We start from the raw sequence: 17,588 nt of genomic DNA, 5'->3' as shown, positions 1-17,588 counted from the left end.
CACACAGAAACAGTGTGGCTAACAGGCCGGCTGTTTCATTATTAATTATTAATTATTAATTGTTAATTCCCCTCCATGAGCATCGTCTTCGGTTGGAATAATTTCCACATCAAAACCTACACACCAAAAGAGCTGAATCTAACAACAGCAGATACTTCAGAATACAGAGTAGAAGTGCGCCAATCGTATTTCCATTTGTTTTGGATTCCGTTTTTTGGATTGGGAAAGAAATGGGCCATTCGTAAAGAGGGTAAACTATATGAAGTGCCGTCGGCGATGATGGAAACCATCCGGCGACAGAATATTCCCGTAAAAACACCTTGGTACACTTTTGCCGGTCCTTTGCTCATTATCGTTGGTTTGGCATTGTGGGGATTGTATGAAAAAGTGGATCAATACAATGAGAATTCAAATGAAGAAGCGAGAATCAATCAGCGCGCGAAAATACTAGACAGTTTGCTCGAACATGCTACAGACAAGCATGTCATAACTTTTGTAGGTGTTGATGGACCGAATTACGGGAAAGTGTTTCACTTAAAAGTAGAAGCGAACAGCAAAGACAGCATCAGAGCATTGCTGGTTACAACAGGTAAATCGCAATTTGATGCAACACCTGGAGTAGTTGAAGACTATCTTTCTAAATACCGAGATAATTTAATTGAAGAATCCTACTCAAAAGCCTATCTCAAATCGGGCATTCCAAAAACCCGAGCTGAAGATTTTGGTCCGGCCCATGTTGCCATTCAATTAATGAAAGAAGATACGTGTCACTACCAATTGAAAAACATTGAGCGCTATTTCGGTCCAATTGTGCACGACCGTGGTACCGGTGGTTATGGAGGTAATGCCATCAGCATGGAATTCACCAATCAAGGTTGGCCATCTCAGATCATTGCACTGGAAACGGTTAAAGGCAACATGACATGGGAAACACCCTTACCCCTCGAATTCCCGCAGGCAAACAGTTTGGGCAATCCCGGTGCATACCTCAGAGCCAGCGGTTACACCTACGGATCACCGTATACTTTCAAGATGACCGTTCAAGACAGTTCGGGAAAGAAATATGTGTATTTGGTGGAGGGAGTGAATTTGGAAAAGAGTGTGAAGTTGGTGGAGGAGAAATAGTTAGGCGTTAGGCTTTAGGTTTTAGGCTTTAGGTATTAAGCTTTAGGTGTTAGGCTTTGGGTGTTAGGCATTAATCCCACCAATCATTCTATTCCTAGCATTGACGATTTTTAGTTTTTTAGTGATTTAGTTCTTAAGTTGGCACTGAATTCACTTCAACGCAATAGACGTAATCCTACAACTAATCCCACCAATCATTCTAATCCTAGCATTGACGATTTTTAGTTTTTTAGTGATTTAGTTCTTAAGTTGGCACTTAATTCACTTCAACGCAATAGACGTAATCCTACACCTAATCCCACCAATCATTCTAATCCTAGCAAAAATCCTGATCAAATCATGATCAAAAAAAGCCCTTCCGGTGAACCGGAAGGGCTAACAACTAAAAACAACAATCGTTGCGTTAATTCAAGTTTGCTTCGATTGGTACGGTACAGAATTAATCAGGTTTTTTACCGTCAAGGAAGGTATTGAGGGTAGAAAGTCTGGTATTATCGTCATCGTCTTTTCTCACTTCATACTTACTGTAGAAGTTTTCGACGTTGGAAACGGTGTTGTACAATTCCAAATTGCGGCGGATGTATGCCGGCACTGTTTCAAACTCATTGTTAGGGTCGGTGCTGTTTACGTTAAAACTCAGATTACGTAATTTCTGAATTCGTTGCGCAGCACGACGTTTTTGTTCCTCTACCTCGTCCTGCATCGCAGGTTCCTCTGTAGAAGCGTCCTTAACAACTTGCGAGATTTGATGGGCCCGAGGCTCATCCGCCGCTGGAATATTTTCCTTGAATACTAGTTGCAGCTCATCGGAAGGTTCTTCTTCTTGGAGCGGCGCAACCGGTTTGTTCAAGTTCGGTTCATTCACAGGGGTTTCATTCTTGGATTCAATTGTTTTCGGTTCGGCATAGATATTAGTAGGCTTGGCCAAGAATCCTCCACGCGCTGCAGACGCCGGAGGAGTATTTTTAACCGCTTCAGGCTCATTTGTTGCTTCAGATTGTACCATTGGTTGTTTGAATTCACCCGATACCTCAGGCAAATTCAATACCCATGATTCTTTCTGCTCAACAATTGGAGTTTCTTCCTGAGTTGGCTCTTCTGTAATTTGACTAACAGTAAAGAATACCTTATTTTCTTCAATCGGTGTTTCTTCAATCAATTGTGGTTGCAAATACTCCGGCAACTCCTCTTCTACTACTTCGTTCACTACAACCTCTGCTACTTCCTCAACAGGTGCTGCCACCACTTCTTCTTGCTTTGCCTCTACTACCGCAACAGGCTCTTGTTTTTGAACAGGAATCACCACAGGCGCTTCTACCTTTGTTTCCAACGTCATCACAATCTTCTCATCCACTTTTGGAACTTCTTTCTTCACTTCTGCTTTTCCAAATGGATCTTTGTATTCGAAACCGGTTGCAATCAAAGTGATACCAATGTTCTCACCAAGATTATTATCGTATCCCATACCCAAGATCACATCAGTTCCTTCACCTGCACGGCTCAACAAATAATTCTGAATGGTTTCTACTTCATCCATTGTGAATTCATGATCACCTTCAGCACTGTTGATATTGATCAAAATCCATTTTGCACCGCGGATATCGTTGTCGTTCAACAAAGGAGAGTTCATAGCTTCTTCAATTGCCAATTGTGCACGGTTCTCACCTTTTGCACTGGCACTACCCAAAATAGCCACACCACCGTTTCTCATAACAGTGCATACATCTGCAAAGTCAACGTTGATTTGACCGGTGCTGTTGATCACATCTGTGATACATTTTGCAGCAGTAGCCAACACGTTATCAGCTTTACCAAAAGCTTCTTTCATTTTGAGGTTACCAAACTGATGACGCAACTTATCGTTACTGATCACCAACAAGGTATCTACATATTGCTTCAAGGTGCGAATACCTTCTTCTGCTTGCAACTGACGTTTCTTTCCTTCATAAGAGAACGGAGTAGTAACAATTCCTACCGTAAGAATTCCCAAATCTTTACAAATCTTAGAAATGATAGGAGCACCACCGGTTCCGGTACCACCACCCATTCCGGCAGTGATAAAGGCCATCTTGGTGTTCACTTCCAAAATGCGACGAATCTCTTCTAAACTTTCTTCGGTAGCCTGGCGACCAATTTCAGGATTGGCACCTGCTCCCAACCCTTGTGTAAGGTGTGGACCGAGCTGTACTTTATTAGGAACGTTACTAGTTGCAATAGCCTGAGCATCGGTATTGCAAATAATAAAGTTGACACCTTCAATGTTCTGACTGTACATGTAGTTAACAGCATTGCTTCCGCCGCCACCTACTCCAATCACTTTTATGATAGAGGATTTTTCTTTGGGCAAATCAAAATGGATCATAGTCTTCAATTTCTGATTCCTTTGAATCGGTTAAAATTTAATGGTTAGTATAGGGCTATTACAGTGCTTTGTCTTCTTCTTCGTTGAACAGTTCAATTAAACTGTGTTTGAATTTGCCCCAGAAATCTCTCATGCCTTTGCGTTCTTTCATGGCCTTTTCATTTACAGCCTCTGTTGTTTCCACTTCGGTTTCAACCTCCGCTTCATCTTGCAACAAGCTACTAGGAACAGCCACTTTCTTATACGATGTTTCGAATTGTTTGCGGTTGTGTTCGTAATCGTCGTAACCTTTCAAGATCAATCCCAAACAAGTTGCATACATTGGTTTAGCCAACTCGTCGATATGACCCGCAGCCAAATGCTCGGTAGGATATCCGATGCGTGCATTCAAACCGGTTACGTATTCTGTTAATTGAATCAAGTGCTTCAATTGAGAACCACCACCGGTCAACACCACACCACCATTCAACATTCTGTTATCCAATCCCACTTGTTTCAAATGGTAGGTAACAAAATCCATGATCTCACTCATACGAGCTTGAATGATATTGGCCAAGTTCTTTACGCTGATTTCTTTTGCAGGCATTCCTCTCAAACCGGGAATTGTGATGTAGGCATTCGCTTTTGCTTCGTTTGCCAACGCACTTCCGAACTGAACTTTCATTTGCTCAGCCTGTGTTTTCAATACACCCAATCCTGTTTTGATATCATTGGTAATGTTCTCACCACCAAAAGGAATTACAGCCGTGTGCTTCAAAATACCTTCGTAGAATACAGCAAGGTCAGTAGTGCCACCACCGATGTCTACAATGGCAACACCTGCTTCTAAATCTTCCTGACCCATGACTGCAGCCGCAGAAGCCAAAGGTTGCAATACAAGGTCTTTTGTTCTCAAACCACTTTTCTCAACTGCACGATTGATGTTACGAATGGCGTTTTTGTCACCAGTAATGATGTGGAAATTTGCACCAATTTTTACACCACCGTATCCAATAGGGTTGGGAATGTTTTGGAAATTATCAACAGTGAATTCTTGAGGAATTACATCGATGATTTGATCTCCGGCAGGAATATATGTTTTGTACTGATCATTGATCAACTGATCAATTTCACGTTGCGTGATTTCGTCATTTGTGTCTTGGCGCACCATGTCTCCTCTAGTTTGAAGACTCTTGATATGGTGACCTGCAATACCTACATACACTTCGCCGATCTCTAAATCAGGGTTAGAAGCGTAGCAGTTTTCCAACGCCATTTGAATGGCCTTGATGGTTTCGTCAATGTTCAACACTTGCCCGTGTTTCACACCATTGCTATTGGCTCTACCAAAGCCAATGATCTCTAGTTTGCCGTACTCGTTCTTACGACCGGCAATGGCAGCAATTTTGGTTGTACCGATGTCTAAACCTACAATAATAGGTTGTTGCTCGTTGTTCATAGATTATCCGTTTTTAGTTGTTGTTGTTGTTAGTAAATACTTGTACCGTTGTTTTCTTTAGTGTTCCGGATGCTTCACTTCATAGGGTGAAGGGTCTTTCATTGGTTGAACTTTACAGGATTTTCATTCTTTTTTGGGCTCAGCTGAAACGAATTATCATGGGTTTTTCAGTTGACTAATTTTGTTGAACAGGAACTGCTTGGGTGCTATCGGCACTGATCATGCGTTCGTGTTCCAGTTGCACATCACGAATCAATTGCTCTACATTTCGTATCGCTTGAATTGAATCGGCTTTACTGGCTGCACTGGCGGTTTTCACTCCTACTACTTGTCCGGCAAACTGAACTTTCACTTTTTCGTAATAGTTCAATCCGGTTCTGGTGAGTACTTGAGTATAAAACTGCCAGAGGCGGTTGAATTTCGAATCAACATCAAAGCCATCTCCCAATTCAATGACATGATTTCCGAGTGTAGGAATCAGTTCAAATTCATGAGCGCTGTTGATGTCGATCTGCGCTACTTGCGCAGCCCAGAATGGATGCTTTTCGAGATAACCGGTAATTTGTTTCATACCGTTCAAAATCAAGCTATCTGAAGCTGTCCATTTATTTTTTTCTCCGGGAAAACCTGTGAACACAGGTAGCTTCACCGGAAACTTTTCTCCAATAGGGAGTTTTGTCAAAGAGCTGTCGATAAAGAAACTATTACCCAATCCGGTAAACACGCGTGCAATGGGTTGACGTTCCACAATGCGCACTTGTAATTTTTGACTGTTATCGAAGAAGAGATCTGCCTTCGCAATCCAAACATTCTTCTTAAAAAGTTCTTCAATGGCCTTTAGGTCGAATTGATCCAGAGGCTTACCGGTTACTGTTCCATTCGATAATACCACTTTTGATATCATCGCTTTATCTACAAAGAGCTGTTGATCATCGCCATTGATCTGAATTTCGAATCCACTGCAGGTTTTCTGTTGTTTCCCTTTTACAGCTGCTACTAACAACACTATTACTCCTGCACTTATGATCAGCCAAAAACCAATCACCAAAATCTTCCTTATTTTCTTCGATAGTGCCATCAGGCTTCCAATGCTTCTTTAATGGGCAGCACCAGTGTGTCAATATCACCGGCCCCCGCTATGATGATCAATTGTTTTTCTTTCTTGTTCTTTTTCACCCACTCTACTGCCGCATTTTTCTCTAATAAGAAGTGTTGCTTATTGGTCAGTTTCGACAACAACCAATCGCTGGTCACACCTTCAATGGGCAGTTCACGTGCCGGATAAATGGGTAGTAACACTGTTTCATCTGCCTCACTTAACACGCTTGCGAAACCGTCGATAAAATCTCTGGTTCGGGTGAAAAGATGTGGTTGAAACAACACAGTACAGGTATAATCGGGGAAGAGATTTTTGGCACTGCTGATTAAAGCATGCAACTCTTCCGGATGATGTGCGTAATCATCCACCACTACCAATTCTTCTGTACGAATGATGTACTCGAATCTTCTCTTTACTCCTTTAAAAGAACTTACGGCAACTCGAATCTTTTCATCTGTAATCCCTAGAAAATGTGCTACCGCTATGGCTGCCGTCACATTTTCTACATTATGCAAACCTCCCATAGGGAGATAAATGTCTGTTATTTCAGTTCCGTTGATCACTACATCAAATCGATATCCACCTTGCTCCAAGGTTCGATTCTTTGAATACACATCGGCGCGACTGTCTTCACGATGATAGGTCCAATGATGAGGCCCTTTCAATTCAGCACCGCGCTTTAGTCCGTATTTGCTAATCAACAATCCATCTTTTTTTAGCTTGGAAGAAAACTCAATAAAACTTTCCTCCATTGCTTCCGGTGTTCCATAGATATCCAAATGATCGGGATCCATTGCGGTGATGATGGCGATATCAGGACTCAATTTCAAAAAACTACGATCGTACTCATCTGCTTCTACCACACACACGTTTCGTTCATTGCTCCAATAGTTGCTATTGTAATTGGCAGCTATTCCACCTAAAAACGCGTTGCAACCATATTCGCTGTCTCTCAGTATATGCGCTACCATGGTAGTGGTAGTGGTTTTTCCATGCGTTCCTGCCACACAAATATTGAAGGCCTTATTAGTGATGTATCCCAATACTTCAGAGCGTTTCAACAATTGAAACCCTTGCTCCTTATAATACTGCAGTTCTTTATGAGCTGCAGGAATGGCCGGTGTATAAACAATTACATCCGGTTGTTTTGGGATCAACTCCAAGTTCTCTTCATAATGCACCTCAATTCCTTCTGCCTCTAATTGCTTTGTAAGTACTGTGGCAGTTTTATCGTATCCACTCACCTGATTTCCGTGAAACTTGAAGTATCGTGCCAAGGCACTCATTCCAATTCCACCTATACCGATGAAATAAATCACTTCTTTCTTGTTCGCATCTGTACTCATGTCTACTCCCCCGTACTTTTTTCCAAAATTGCTTTTGCTACCACAGTATCGGCATCGGTAATGGCCAGCTTCGCAATATGTGTTCTATAAAAACTTCTCAAAGCCGTATCATCTACCAATTTGCGAATCTGTAGTACCAGTTTTTCTTTAGCGTCAGCGTCAGCCACCATGATGGCCGCTTGCTTATCAACCAGTCGTTTGGCATTCACCGTTTGATGGTCTTCTGCTGCTAATGGATACGGCACCAATACTGCCGGCTTTTTCACTACTGCTAATTCAGCGAGTGCCATGGCGCCAGCACGAGAAACAACAATATCGGCAGCAGCATAAGCAATGTCCATTTCAGTAATAAAATCATTCACCCAAATGCGACTCATCCCTTTCGCCGCTTCTTTCGCCTGATTCAAAAATGGCTTTCCGGTTTGCCAAATCAATTGTGCGTCTTTACCAATAAGCTGGTCTAGATTGTTGGCAATTGCCTCATTTATGCCTCTTGCTCCCAAACTACCACCGGTAACCAGCACTGTAGCGAAGGCCGGATCCAATCCAAAATGACGAACCGCGGTAGCACGATCCATGGCAGTATGTAATAAATTAGCACGAACAGGATTTCCCGTTACACGAATTTTCTCAGCCGGAAAAAATTTTTCCATGCCATCGGTTCCGGTAAAAACAAGGCTCGCTTTCTTTCCCAGGAGCATGTTCGATTTTCCTGCAAAAGAATTCGCTTCGTGAATGAAAGTTGGAATACCTTTCGATTGCGCAAAGCGAAGCACCGGAAAACTAGAGTAACCTCCTACTCCTACAACCGCTGTGGGTTGAAAAGAGCTGAATATGCTTCTTACTTGGAAAAAACTGCGGATCAACTTAAAAGGCAATCCCAGATTTTTTATCAAAGAACTTCTATTGAAACCCGCAATGTCTAAGCCCTCAATTCTATACCCCGCTTGCGGAACTTTTTCCATTTCCATTTTTCCTTTAGCACCGATGAATAAGATCTCTGCCTCCGGATTCAACTTTTTAATAGCATTGGCAATTGCAATGGCCGGGAATATATGTCCACCCGTACCCCCTCCTGCCATTATCACTCTCGGTTTCATACTCATGCTACTGCAGGGTTTTGTGTTTGATTCAATTGCTCGGGTGATTCTTGTTGCTCTACATTTCTTGCCACACTCAGAATAATTCCGATCGCAAAACAGGTGAACAAGAAAGAACTACCGCCCATACTCACCAGTGGAAGTGTAACTCCGGTTACCGGAAACAAATTCACTGCTACTGCCATATTGATCAATGCCTGTATCACAAGCGTAAAACTCAACCCCAAAGCCAGAAACGCACCAAATGCATACGGGCATTTTCTAAAAATCCGAATGCTTCGAAACAAGAATAACAAATACACCAACACAATGAACGCTCCTCCAACAATTCCATACTCCTCAATAATGATCGCGTATATGAAGTCAGAGTAGGGATGGGGTAAAAAGTTGCGTTGCTCACTATTACCCGGCCCTAATCCCATAATTCCACCTTTTGTTATGGCGATCTTAGCCTGATTTACCTGATAGTTCTCGTCTTTGTCTACTTGCTTACTATCGTAGATAAAATTCTGAACACGTTTGATCCAAGTAGGCATCCGAGCGATCTCCAACACAGCCGGAAGGTCTTTGCATCTTCCCTCCTCTTTATCGTAGTACACTATTGCGGTGATCACCAGAAAACTTACCGGTATCAATGCCAATCCAATGGTTGCTGCTAAATGTTTCATGCTCACTCGACCAATAAACAAAAGCAACATACTGGTAGCACCGGTTAACAATGCTGTTGACAAATTCGCCGGAGCGATCAACACACAGGTAATGATAACGGGAATGATCACCGGAAGAAATCCTTTTCTAAAATCCTTGATCACATCTTGCTTCTTACTCAGCAATCGCCCGAGATACATAAACAGTGCCAGTTTCGCCAAATCCGAAGTTTGAAAGGTGAGGTTGATCAATGGAAGGCGAATCCATCTACTTCCTTCATTCAAACTAACTCCAAAGAACAACGTATAGATCAGCAAGGGAACCGAAATTAAAAACAGCACTCTTGCCAAACTGGAGTAAATTTTATAATTCACTCGGTGTGAAAAATAAATAACCCCTAAGCCAATAGAGATGAAGACGATCTGTTTAAACAAATACACTTCAGTGTTGCCTCTATTGTACTTATATGCCAATAAACCGGTGGAACTGTAAACCACCAACAAAGAAACCAGTGCCAATACCAATACCAGCGCCCAAATCACTTTGTCGCCTTTTGTCTTCTCTGTAATTCCTTTCAGCGAAGGCGTTTGTATCGGATTGAATTCGTTCATTTTTATAAGTTGCGAACAGCCAGTTTAAACTGATCGCCACGGTCTTCATAGTTCTTAAACAAGTCGAAACTGGCGCAAGCCGGACTCAACAATACCACATCCCCTTTTTCTGCCAAGCGGAAGGAAGCAAATACGGCTTCTTCAGCGCTGGTAGTATCCATGATCACAGAAACCTTTCCTTGAAAAGCTTCGTGAATTTTTTTGTTATCCGATCCTAAACAAACAATGGCTTTTACTTTTTCAGCCACCAATTCATCCAATAAGGTATAATCGTTCCCTTTATCTACCCCGCCCAAAATCAACACGGTTGGTTTGGTCATGCTTTCCAAAGCATACCATGTACTGTTTACATTGGTAGCTTTACTATCATTGATGAACTCTACTCCACGAATAGTAGCCACTGCTTCCATTCGGTGAGGATAGTTTTCGAAGCTGGAAATTGCTTCGCGAATTTTTTCTTTGCGGATACCCACAGTTGCCGCTGCCAATCCTGCTGCCATAGTGTTGTACTGATTGTGTTTTCCTTTCAGAGCGAAATCATAGATACTCATTTGCACACGTTCATCTCCTGCGGCAACGGTCATGAATCCGTTTCTGATTGAGGCGCCTTTGTTTAAGTCTTTATTCATTGTAATGGGAAGTGGGTTAGATTTTATGGTATAGTTCCGGATGAATTGCATGGTAACCGGATCGTCTTCACAGTAGATGAATGTATCTTCTGCGGTTTGATTCATAGTAATCCGAAACTTACTGCTGATGTAATTTTCGAATTTGTAATCGTAGCGATCCAGGTGGTCTTCACTGATATTGGTAAGAACAGCTACATCGGGACGGAAGTATTGGATATCATCTAACTGGAAACTGCTGATTTCAGCAACATACCAGGGTTTGGGATCCTCCGCAATTTGCTTCGCAAAAGAGTACCCAATGTTTCCCACTAGCGCAACATCCAATCCACCGTGTTTACAGATGTGATGAATGAGCGAAGTAGTGGTTGTTTTTCCATTACTACCTGTAATTCCAATGATCTTGCTGTTTCCTTTGTAGCGGTACGCGAATTCGATTTCGCTGATGATCGGGATTCCTTGTTTTCGAATTTTTTTGACCAATTCGTTCTTTTCAGGAATACCGGGACTTTTCATCACTTCATCAGCGTTCAGAATCAAAGCTTCAGTGTGGGTTCCTGCTTCGTAGGCAATTTCATTTGCTTCCAGTTCATTCTTATACACTTCTTTCATTCTTCCGCCATCGGAAACAAACACATCGTACCCTTGTTGTTTGCCCAACAAGGCTGCACCTACTCCACTTTCACCTGCACCCAGAATTACCAAACGCTTCTTCATACGTACTACTTTTTACTGACCGGGTAGTCGGATTACGGGGGTTCTTCAATAGTTTGAAATTTTCTACTGCACCACAATCTCTTGTAACTATGATGGTGATCTTCGTTGGGACAGATTGCGAGCCGTGGTTTTTCAGTAATCAGTTTTTCTTATCGTATCTTCAGGGTAACAATAGCAAACACTACACAAAGCACTGTCACAATCCAAAACCGCGTTACTATTTTTGATTCGTGGTAGCCTAATTTTTGATAATGGTGATGCAATGGACTCATCAGAAACACCCTTCGCCCCTCACCATATTTTTTCTTGGTGTATTTGAAATAACTCACCTGAATCATCACACTTAAATTCTCAACTAAAAACACACCACAGAATATCGGTATCAACAATTCTTTTCTTACAATAATGGCCAGTGAAGCAATTACTCCTCCCAGCATCAAACTTCCTGTATCGCCCATAAACACTTGAGCGGGGAAGGAATTGTACCAGAGAAATCCAATACAAGCTCCAATTAAGGCGCCAATGTATACACTCAGCTCACCCAAATTCGGGATGTACATGATGTTCAAATACTCAGCAAATCGGAAGTTTCCACTGGCATAAGCAAACACCCCCAAACAAGCTCCAATTACTGCACTCACGCCTGTCGCCAATCCATCAATACCATCAGTTATATTCGCACCGTTCGATACCGCCGTAATAATGAATACAACTACTACGATGTACAGCAGCCAATTGAATGCTCTTACTGCTTCAGGTAATAATTTCGCATAGTTGAATTCGTGCGTGCGAACAAAGGGAATGGTTGTGATCGGCTCTTTGGCTTCTACAAAGTATTTTGTTTTGCCATCGAAATTTTTCACAATGATGGTAGAATCGCCCGGTTTTACAGCACCAGTGTATTCGCGCCACGCTTTGGTATTCTTGTTAAAGAGCAATACTGAAGCCACCACAATTCCCAACACTACCTGACCTAAAATTTTAAACCATCCGGCCAGTCCATCTTTGTCTCCCTTTTTATAAGCCACTCCTTCTTTTTGTGCCATTTTTTTAGCACGGAGTTTCAAATAGTCATCGATGAATCCGATTAATCCCAACCAAATGGTTGCAAAGATCATAAGTCGGATATAGGCTTTATTCAAATCGGCTAACAATAAGGTTGGGATCAAAATGGCTAGGATAATAATAAACCCGCCCATTGTAGGTGTTCCCTTTTTTTGTTGCTCGCCTGCCAAACCCAAATCTCTTACGGTTTCGCCTACCTGCTTTTTACGTAAGTATTCAATGAACTTTTTTCCGAACACTGCTGAAATCACCAGACTGAAGATCACTGCCAACATTACTCTTGAAGTAATGAATTGGAAGAGTGCGCTTCCGGGGAACTTGATCCCTGCTTTAATGAGCCAGTCTGTGATGTGATATAGCATGTTGTTTTGTCTTTGTTTTCCGGGCTATGGAGGGAGCGAACCTTTGTTCTGTGGTACAAATTGTTTTCCAATCGCTCCACACCAACCGTCCCGGTGTATATAACCGTCCGCGTTATTCTTTTTATCGATCAAGCAGTGCCATAATTTCTCTCAGCACTTGTTTATCATCGAAGGGATGTTTCACTCCGTTGATGTCTTGATACTTTTCATGTCCTTTGCCTGCAACCAGTATGATGTCGCCGGGTTGTGCCAGGTTCACCGCTACTTTGATGGCTTCTTTACGATCGAGAATACTGAGCGCCTTTCTTTTCGCTGCGGTATTCAATCCGGCTTCCATGTCTTTCAAAATTTCAGCCGGGTCTTCGGTTCTGGGGTTATCAGAGGTAAGCACCACTCTATCACTGTGTTCGCAGGCTACTTCAGCCATAATGGGTCTTTTGGTTTTGTCTCTATCGCCACCGCATCCCACCACAGTAATGATTTGTTCAGAACCTTTACGTAAATTTTTAATCGTTGCCAGTACATTCAACAATGCGTCGGGCGTATGTGCGTAATCTACAATTCCGATGATGGCTTGTCGGGCTGAAACGAAATAATCGAATCTTCCTTCTGCGCCGGTGATCATACTCAACACGCGTAACACTTCTTGTTTATCAGCGCCCAGTTCAACTGCGGCTCCATAAACTGCGAGTAGATTGTAGGCATTGAATTCGCCAATCAATCTGAAGTGTACTTCTTGATCGTTCACACTCATCATCAAACCGGTGAGTCCATTTTCAAGAATTTTGCCCTTGAAATCGGCCATGGTTTTCAAACTGTAGCTGAGCTTTTTGGCTGCGGTATTTTGCAGCATTACAGCTCCTCGCTTGTCGTCCGCATTGGTAATTGCAAATGCATCTGCAGGCAATCCGTCAAAGAACATTTTTTTTACCCTGATGTATTCATCAAAGGTTTTATGATAATCAAGGTGATCGTGTGTGATATTACTAAACACGCCCCCTGCATATCTAAGTCCGGCAATCCGATGTTGGTGAACTGCATGCGAGCTTACTTCCATGAACACATGGCTGCAGCCGCTTTCTACCATCTGTTTCAGCAATTCATTGAGTGAAACAGCATCGGGAGTGGTATGGGTACTCGGTAAAACGGTATCAGCAATTTGATTCTGAACCGTACTAACCAGTCCGCAGGTATACCCCAATTGACTAAAGAGCTTGAATAACATGGTAGCGATGGTTGTTTTACCATTGGTACCCGTTACTCCAACAAGTTCGAGGCGATCTGTAGGTCGTCCGTAGAACTCGTGTGCAATAATGCCTGCTGCATATGAACTGTCTTCCACTTGAACATAGGTTACACCCTCCTTCACATGATCGGGCATGTTCTCCACTATTACTGCTGCTGCCCCGGCAGTTATTGCTTTTTCAATGAACGCATGACCATCGGTGGCCACTCCTTTTATTGCTATGAAAAGAGACCCTTGAGTTACTTTTCTTGAATCAATTACAATGCTGTTTACTTCAATATCTGTGCTCCCTTGTACCGCTCTTATTCCTGACTTGTATAAGATATCTTGTAATAAAGCCATGTTCGTTAATTTAATTCCAGTTGAACCACTTGTTGCTTCAGAATGGTTGTTCCCGGAGCCACACTTTGTTGTACCACTTTTCCTCTTCCCTTTACCGTTACTTTCAGTCCTACTGTTTCCAACAAGAACAATGCATCTTTCAAACCCATCCCTCTTACATCCGGCATTTTCTGTTTATCTAGTTCCTGACCTCTCAAAACCGATTTCCCTTCAAGTGCGTAGAATCGGCCCCATGATTGTGCTTGCGAACTATCGAGCCAATTCAACCCCAATGTTTTTGCCACCAAACTCAGTTCATCTGTAGCACCGGCAAACAAATAAGTACTACTGTCTTTTTTGGCCGGCATCTGAAACGGATTGTCTTTGTATCCTGCATCCAGCGCATATAATTTATCAGCCAATGTTTTAAATACAGGGCCTGCAACTGCAGCACCATAGTATTTCTTTGCGAAGGGTTTATTTCGCACTACCACAATGCAACTGTATTTGGGAGCATCGGCAGGGAAATATCCGGCAAAGGAGCTTTGATAAATATGTTCTGAATATCCTTTGTTTCCATTGGCCATCAAGGCAGTTCCGGTTTTACCCGCTACTTTATATGGCGCACCTAAAAAGAGCTTATAACCGGTTCCACCTTCTTCGTTACACACACCATTCAAACTTTCTTTCAAGAGCTGAATGGTTTGCTCACTGGCTATTTTGTCGACCAACACTTCCGGTTCAAATTGTTGGACGGTTTCTCCATTTTTCTGAATCGCGCTTACCAAATAAGGCTTCATCATTGTTCCCCTGTTCGCTACTGCATTGTACAACATCAGTGTTTGCAAGGGACTCACCGCTACTTCATATCCAAAAGCCATCCAAGGCAAGGAAGTAGCACTCCATGTTCTCGACTTTGGTGTTTTGATAATAGGAGGTGTTTCTCCTTTTAAATCAACACCGCTGTACTCGTGCAATCTCAAACGTTTCAAATGGTCAATGAACTGAATCGGATCTTTGGTATAATGCGCCACCGCCATTTTTGCCATGGCCACATTCGAACTCGCCATAAACGCTTTCTTCATGGTCACTACTCTCAAACCGTGCTCCTCTGAATCGAAAACCGTTCTGCCTCCTACTTTCCATTGACCTCCTTCCAAATCCACCGTAGAGTTCAGATTGATCTGTTTGTCTTCCAACAAAGCCAACATGGTTGCCAATTTGAAAGTAGATCCAGGTTCCGATGTGCGTATCGCGTAATTAAGATCTTCTGTATAGTCGCCCTTAGAGGTTCGTCCAAGGTTAGCCATCGCTTTTATCTTCCCCGTTGCCACTTCCATCACTATACAGGTTCCATATTCACATTCATTTTCTTTCAACACACTGTACAAGGCTTGCTCTGCGATGTCTTGAATGTTTACGTTGATGGTAGTGATAATGTCTTTTCCGTGTTCAGGTTCTATTTCAGACCCTTCTACAGGAACATACACACCGGGAGATAATTTCTGCATCAATCGTTTTCCACCTTCACCTTTCAGCACTGAATCGTAAGTGTATTCCAATCCAACGTTCATGGTGCGGGTTTCTCCATTCGAATCCACAAAGGCTCTCGACAATCCGATGGTTCTATTCGCCAGCAAGCCGAAAGGCATCAATCGCTTGCTATTGGCTTGAACAATCATGCCGCCTTTGTTAGGATCTAATTTTAAGAGCGGAAATTTTTTGATTTCCTGATACTCTCGAAACGAGATGTTCTTTCTTAGTAAGAAATATCGATTCTTCTTCTTGTAACCTACCAACATCGGTTTTTTGTATTCCGCTGCTGATTTGTCTTTGAAGAAAGCTGCCATATAATAGCAGAGTGAATCAACATTGTCTTTAAAGATCTTTCCTCCTTTCTGGCGCAATCCGTCGGCTGCAAAATCGATGTAGATATCGTAGTAAGGAATGGAAGTACTTAGCATGCTTCCGTCTTCGCTATAAATACTACCTCGTTCAGCCTTGATGTCAAATATCTTTTGTTGTTGTTCTTTGGCCATTTCCCTCCAAGTATCACCTTGCACTTGTTGGATGTAAACGGCCCGTCCTATGATCACAACTCCGAACACCGCTATCCCGATAAAGGATAAGTACACTCTCCACAGTATGTCCTTTTTAACTTCCATGCGCTCGGGCCGGTCTTTTTAAGGTGCTATTGAATCTTTCAATACCATCGGTGGTGCGGTCAATTCTTTCAAACCCAATGATTGAACGGCTTTCGCCATTTCACTTTGTTTGCTTTGAAAGAGCACATCACTTTTCAGTGTTTTGTATTCACTCTCCAAGTCTTTTACTTCCTTGGTGAGTTTGTTCACACTGCGGATGGTTTTGGTGGCATAATGTCCATTATAGATATATACCACTGCCAGTACACTTAAAAACAGAAAGAACGGTACATTCTTCACGATCCACTTGTAATTAAACAAGCGGCGTCTTTCCTTTTTCACTTCTGTTTGTTGTTCGGGCGTTTCCATTTCTATCTAACGATAGCGGTCATACGATTATTCATCATACAACCACAGCTTTTTGTAGTTGATGGTTATCATTAGGATATTACACTTCACACGTTCTTTATCACTTAACGGCAATACGAAGCTTGGCGCTTCTACTGCGCGGGTTTTCTTTTTGTTCCTTTTCGGAGGGAACAATTGGTTTTTTTGTAACTACAGTAAGGGGAGCTTTGTTGGTATCTTGTCCAAAGGGGTTTGTATCTTCTACTTCCTCAAATAATCCTTTCTTGAAATAATTTTTTACAATCCTGTCCTCTAATGAATGGAAGGTAATGATGGCGGCTCTTCCGCCGGGGGCGAGCACTTCGGGAATTTGCGTAAGCAAATCCTTCAATGCACCGAGCTCATCATTTACTTCAATTCTTAAGGCTTGAAATACCTGGGCAAAGTACCTGTTTGGATTCCCTTTCACTACGGAATGGAGTGCTTGTTTGAAGTTCTCAATGGTTTTGAGCGAAACTTTGTCGCGCTGCTGAACAATGGTGTTGGCCAGTGTTTTGGCGTTGGTTACCTCTCCGTATTGTTCGAACAACTTGTGCAACTGTGCAGCTGAATAACTCATGACTACATCAAAGGCGGTTGTTTCGGCGCGCTGATCCATTCGCATGTCTAGCGGCGCATCAAAACGGATAGAGAACCCGCGACTCGCTTCATCAAATTGATGACTACTCACTCCTAAATCGGCCAGTATGCCTTGCACAGGTGGCACTTGATGCAATCGAAGAAAACGTTTCAAGTGTCTGAAATTGTGCGGAACAAAAAGAATACGATCATCAACAGGTACATTTTGTTGCGCATCGGCATCCTGGTCAAATACAATCAATCGGCCTTTCGATGATAGCTGTTGAAGAATGGCTTTAGAATGACCTCCGCCGCCAAATGTTACATCTACATACACTCCATCGGGTTGAATATCCAAACCCTCCAATACTTCCTTCAACAAAACCGGTACATGGTAAACACCTTCACTCAT

The 17,588-nt window shown here is 42.5% G+C and carries 13 protein-coding genes; 1 reads left to right on the top strand and 12 read right to left on the bottom strand.

The genetic code is table 11. The features are described 5' to 3' along the window. Positions 1-75: 75 nt before the first annotated feature. Entirely contained in the window at positions 76-1,125 is a 1,050-nt protein-coding gene (locus ACQ2HE_RS10360) for a hypothetical protein (RefSeq protein ID WP_430899791.1), read from the top strand. Between the two features lie 439 nt (positions 1,126-1,564). Here ACQ2HE_RS10360 and ftsZ read toward each other — a convergent pair whose 3' ends face one another. From ftsZ to rsmH, 12 genes are all read right to left on the bottom strand, one after another. After that, a complete protein-coding gene (gene ftsZ, locus ACQ2HE_RS10355; RefSeq protein ID WP_430899793.1) occupies positions 1,565-3,487 on the bottom strand; it encodes a cell division protein FtsZ in 1,923 nt (640 codons plus the stop codon). Between the two features lie 58 nt (positions 3,488-3,545). Then, a complete protein-coding gene (gene ftsA / locus ACQ2HE_RS10350; protein WP_430899795.1) occupies positions 3,546-4,925 on the bottom strand; it encodes a cell division protein FtsA in 1,380 nt (459 codons plus the stop codon). A 175-nt stretch (positions 4,926-5,100) separates the two neighbouring features. Further along, positions 5,101-6,003 (bottom strand): cell division protein FtsQ/DivIB, encoded by a 903-nt coding sequence (locus tag ACQ2HE_RS10345; RefSeq protein ID WP_430899796.1) that lies wholly within the window; start codon positions 6,001-6,003, stop codon positions 5,101-5,103. Continuing rightward, entirely contained in the window at positions 6,003-7,370 is a 1,368-nt protein-coding gene (gene murC / locus ACQ2HE_RS10340) for a UDP-N-acetylmuramate--L-alanine ligase (RefSeq protein ID WP_430899798.1), read from the bottom strand. Before murC ends, ACQ2HE_RS10345 begins: the two co-directional genes overlap by 1 nt. 2 nt (positions 7,371-7,372) lie before the next feature. Continuing rightward, a complete protein-coding gene (gene murG / locus ACQ2HE_RS10335) occupies positions 7,373-8,476 on the bottom strand; it encodes an undecaprenyldiphospho-muramoylpentapeptide beta-N-acetylglucosaminyltransferase (protein WP_430899800.1) in 1,104 nt (367 codons plus the stop codon). Then, positions 8,473-9,729 (bottom strand): FtsW/RodA/SpoVE family cell cycle protein, encoded by a 1,257-nt coding sequence (locus ACQ2HE_RS10330; protein WP_430899802.1) that lies wholly within the window; start codon positions 9,727-9,729, stop codon positions 8,473-8,475. Before ACQ2HE_RS10330 ends, murG begins: the two co-directional genes overlap by 4 nt. 2 nt (positions 9,730-9,731) lie before the next feature. Continuing rightward, a complete protein-coding gene (murD, locus tag ACQ2HE_RS10325) occupies positions 9,732-11,072 on the bottom strand; it encodes a UDP-N-acetylmuramoyl-L-alanine--D-glutamate ligase (protein WP_430899804.1) in 1,341 nt (446 codons plus the stop codon). Positions 11,073-11,221: 149 nt separating this feature from the next. After that, complete coding sequence (gene mraY / locus ACQ2HE_RS10320; RefSeq protein WP_430899806.1) at positions 11,222-12,499, bottom strand: phospho-N-acetylmuramoyl-pentapeptide-transferase; 1,278 nt, start codon at positions 12,497-12,499, stop codon at positions 11,222-11,224. A gap of 121 nt (positions 12,500-12,620) precedes the next feature. Further along, complete coding sequence (locus tag ACQ2HE_RS10315) at positions 12,621-14,087, bottom strand: UDP-N-acetylmuramoyl-L-alanyl-D-glutamate--2,6-diaminopimelate ligase (protein ID WP_430899808.1); 1,467 nt, start codon at positions 14,085-14,087, stop codon at positions 12,621-12,623. A gap of 5 nt (positions 14,088-14,092) precedes the next feature. Then, a complete protein-coding gene (locus ACQ2HE_RS10310; protein WP_430899810.1) occupies positions 14,093-16,231 on the bottom strand; it encodes a penicillin-binding protein in 2,139 nt (712 codons plus the stop codon). An 18-nt stretch (positions 16,232-16,249) separates the two neighbouring features. After that, complete coding sequence (locus ACQ2HE_RS10305; protein ID WP_430899812.1) at positions 16,250-16,579, bottom strand: FtsL-like putative cell division protein; 330 nt, start codon at positions 16,577-16,579, stop codon at positions 16,250-16,252. Between the two features lie 100 nt (positions 16,580-16,679). Continuing rightward, the gene (gene rsmH / locus ACQ2HE_RS10300) at positions 16,680-17,588 is read right to left on the bottom strand and encodes a 16S rRNA (cytosine(1402)-N(4))-methyltransferase RsmH (protein WP_430899814.1); all 909 of its coding nucleotides are present in this window, start codon (positions 17,586-17,588) and stop codon (positions 16,680-16,682) included.

Origin of the sequence: Endoryza foliicola (genome assembly GCF_050589245.1) — a bacterium.
GTDB lineage: Bacteria > Bacteroidota > Bacteroidia > Chitinophagales > Chitinophagaceae > Endoryza > Endoryza foliicola.
Note: the sequence above shows the minus strand (reverse complement) of the source record. Positions and strands in the feature narration are given on the sequence as shown.

Coding starts and splice junctions, on each gene's coding strand:
- ACQ2HE_RS10360 (WP_430899791.1), top strand. CDS start 76: ATGAGCATCGTCTTCGGTTGGAATAATTTCCACATCAAAACCTACACA.
- ACQ2HE_RS10330 (WP_430899802.1), bottom strand. CDS start 9,729: ATGAACGAATTCAATCCGATACAAACGCCTTCGCTGAAAGGAATTACA.
- ftsZ (WP_430899793.1), bottom strand. CDS start 3,487: ATGATCCATTTTGATTTGCCCAAAGAAAAATCCTCTATCATAAAAGTG.
- ACQ2HE_RS10345 (WP_430899796.1), bottom strand. CDS start 6,003: ATGGCACTATCGAAGAAAATAAGGAAGATTTTGGTGATTGGTTTTTGG.
- ACQ2HE_RS10310 (WP_430899810.1), bottom strand. CDS start 16,231: ATGGAAGTTAAAAAGGACATACTGTGGAGAGTGTACTTATCCTTTATC.
- murG (WP_430899800.1), bottom strand. CDS start 8,476: ATGAGTATGAAACCGAGAGTGATAATGGCAGGAGGGGGTACGGGTGGA.
- ACQ2HE_RS10315 (WP_430899808.1), bottom strand. CDS start 14,087: ATGGCTTTATTACAAGATATCTTATACAAGTCAGGAATAAGAGCGGTA.
- rsmH (WP_430899814.1), bottom strand. CDS start 17,588: ATGAGTGAAGGTGTTTACCATGTACCGGTTTTGTTGAAGGAAGTATTG.
- ACQ2HE_RS10305 (WP_430899812.1), bottom strand. CDS start 16,579: ATGGAAACGCCCGAACAACAAACAGAAGTGAAAAAGGAAAGACGCCGC.
- mraY (WP_430899806.1), bottom strand. CDS start 12,499: ATGCTATATCACATCACAGACTGGCTCATTAAAGCAGGGATCAAGTTC.
- murC (WP_430899798.1), bottom strand. CDS start 7,370: ATGAGTACAGATGCGAACAAGAAAGAAGTGATTTATTTCATCGGTATA.
- ftsA (WP_430899795.1), bottom strand. CDS start 4,925: ATGAACAACGAGCAACAACCTATTATTGTAGGTTTAGACATCGGTACA.
- murD (WP_430899804.1), bottom strand. CDS start 11,072: ATGAAGAAGCGTTTGGTAATTCTGGGTGCAGGTGAAAGTGGAGTAGGT.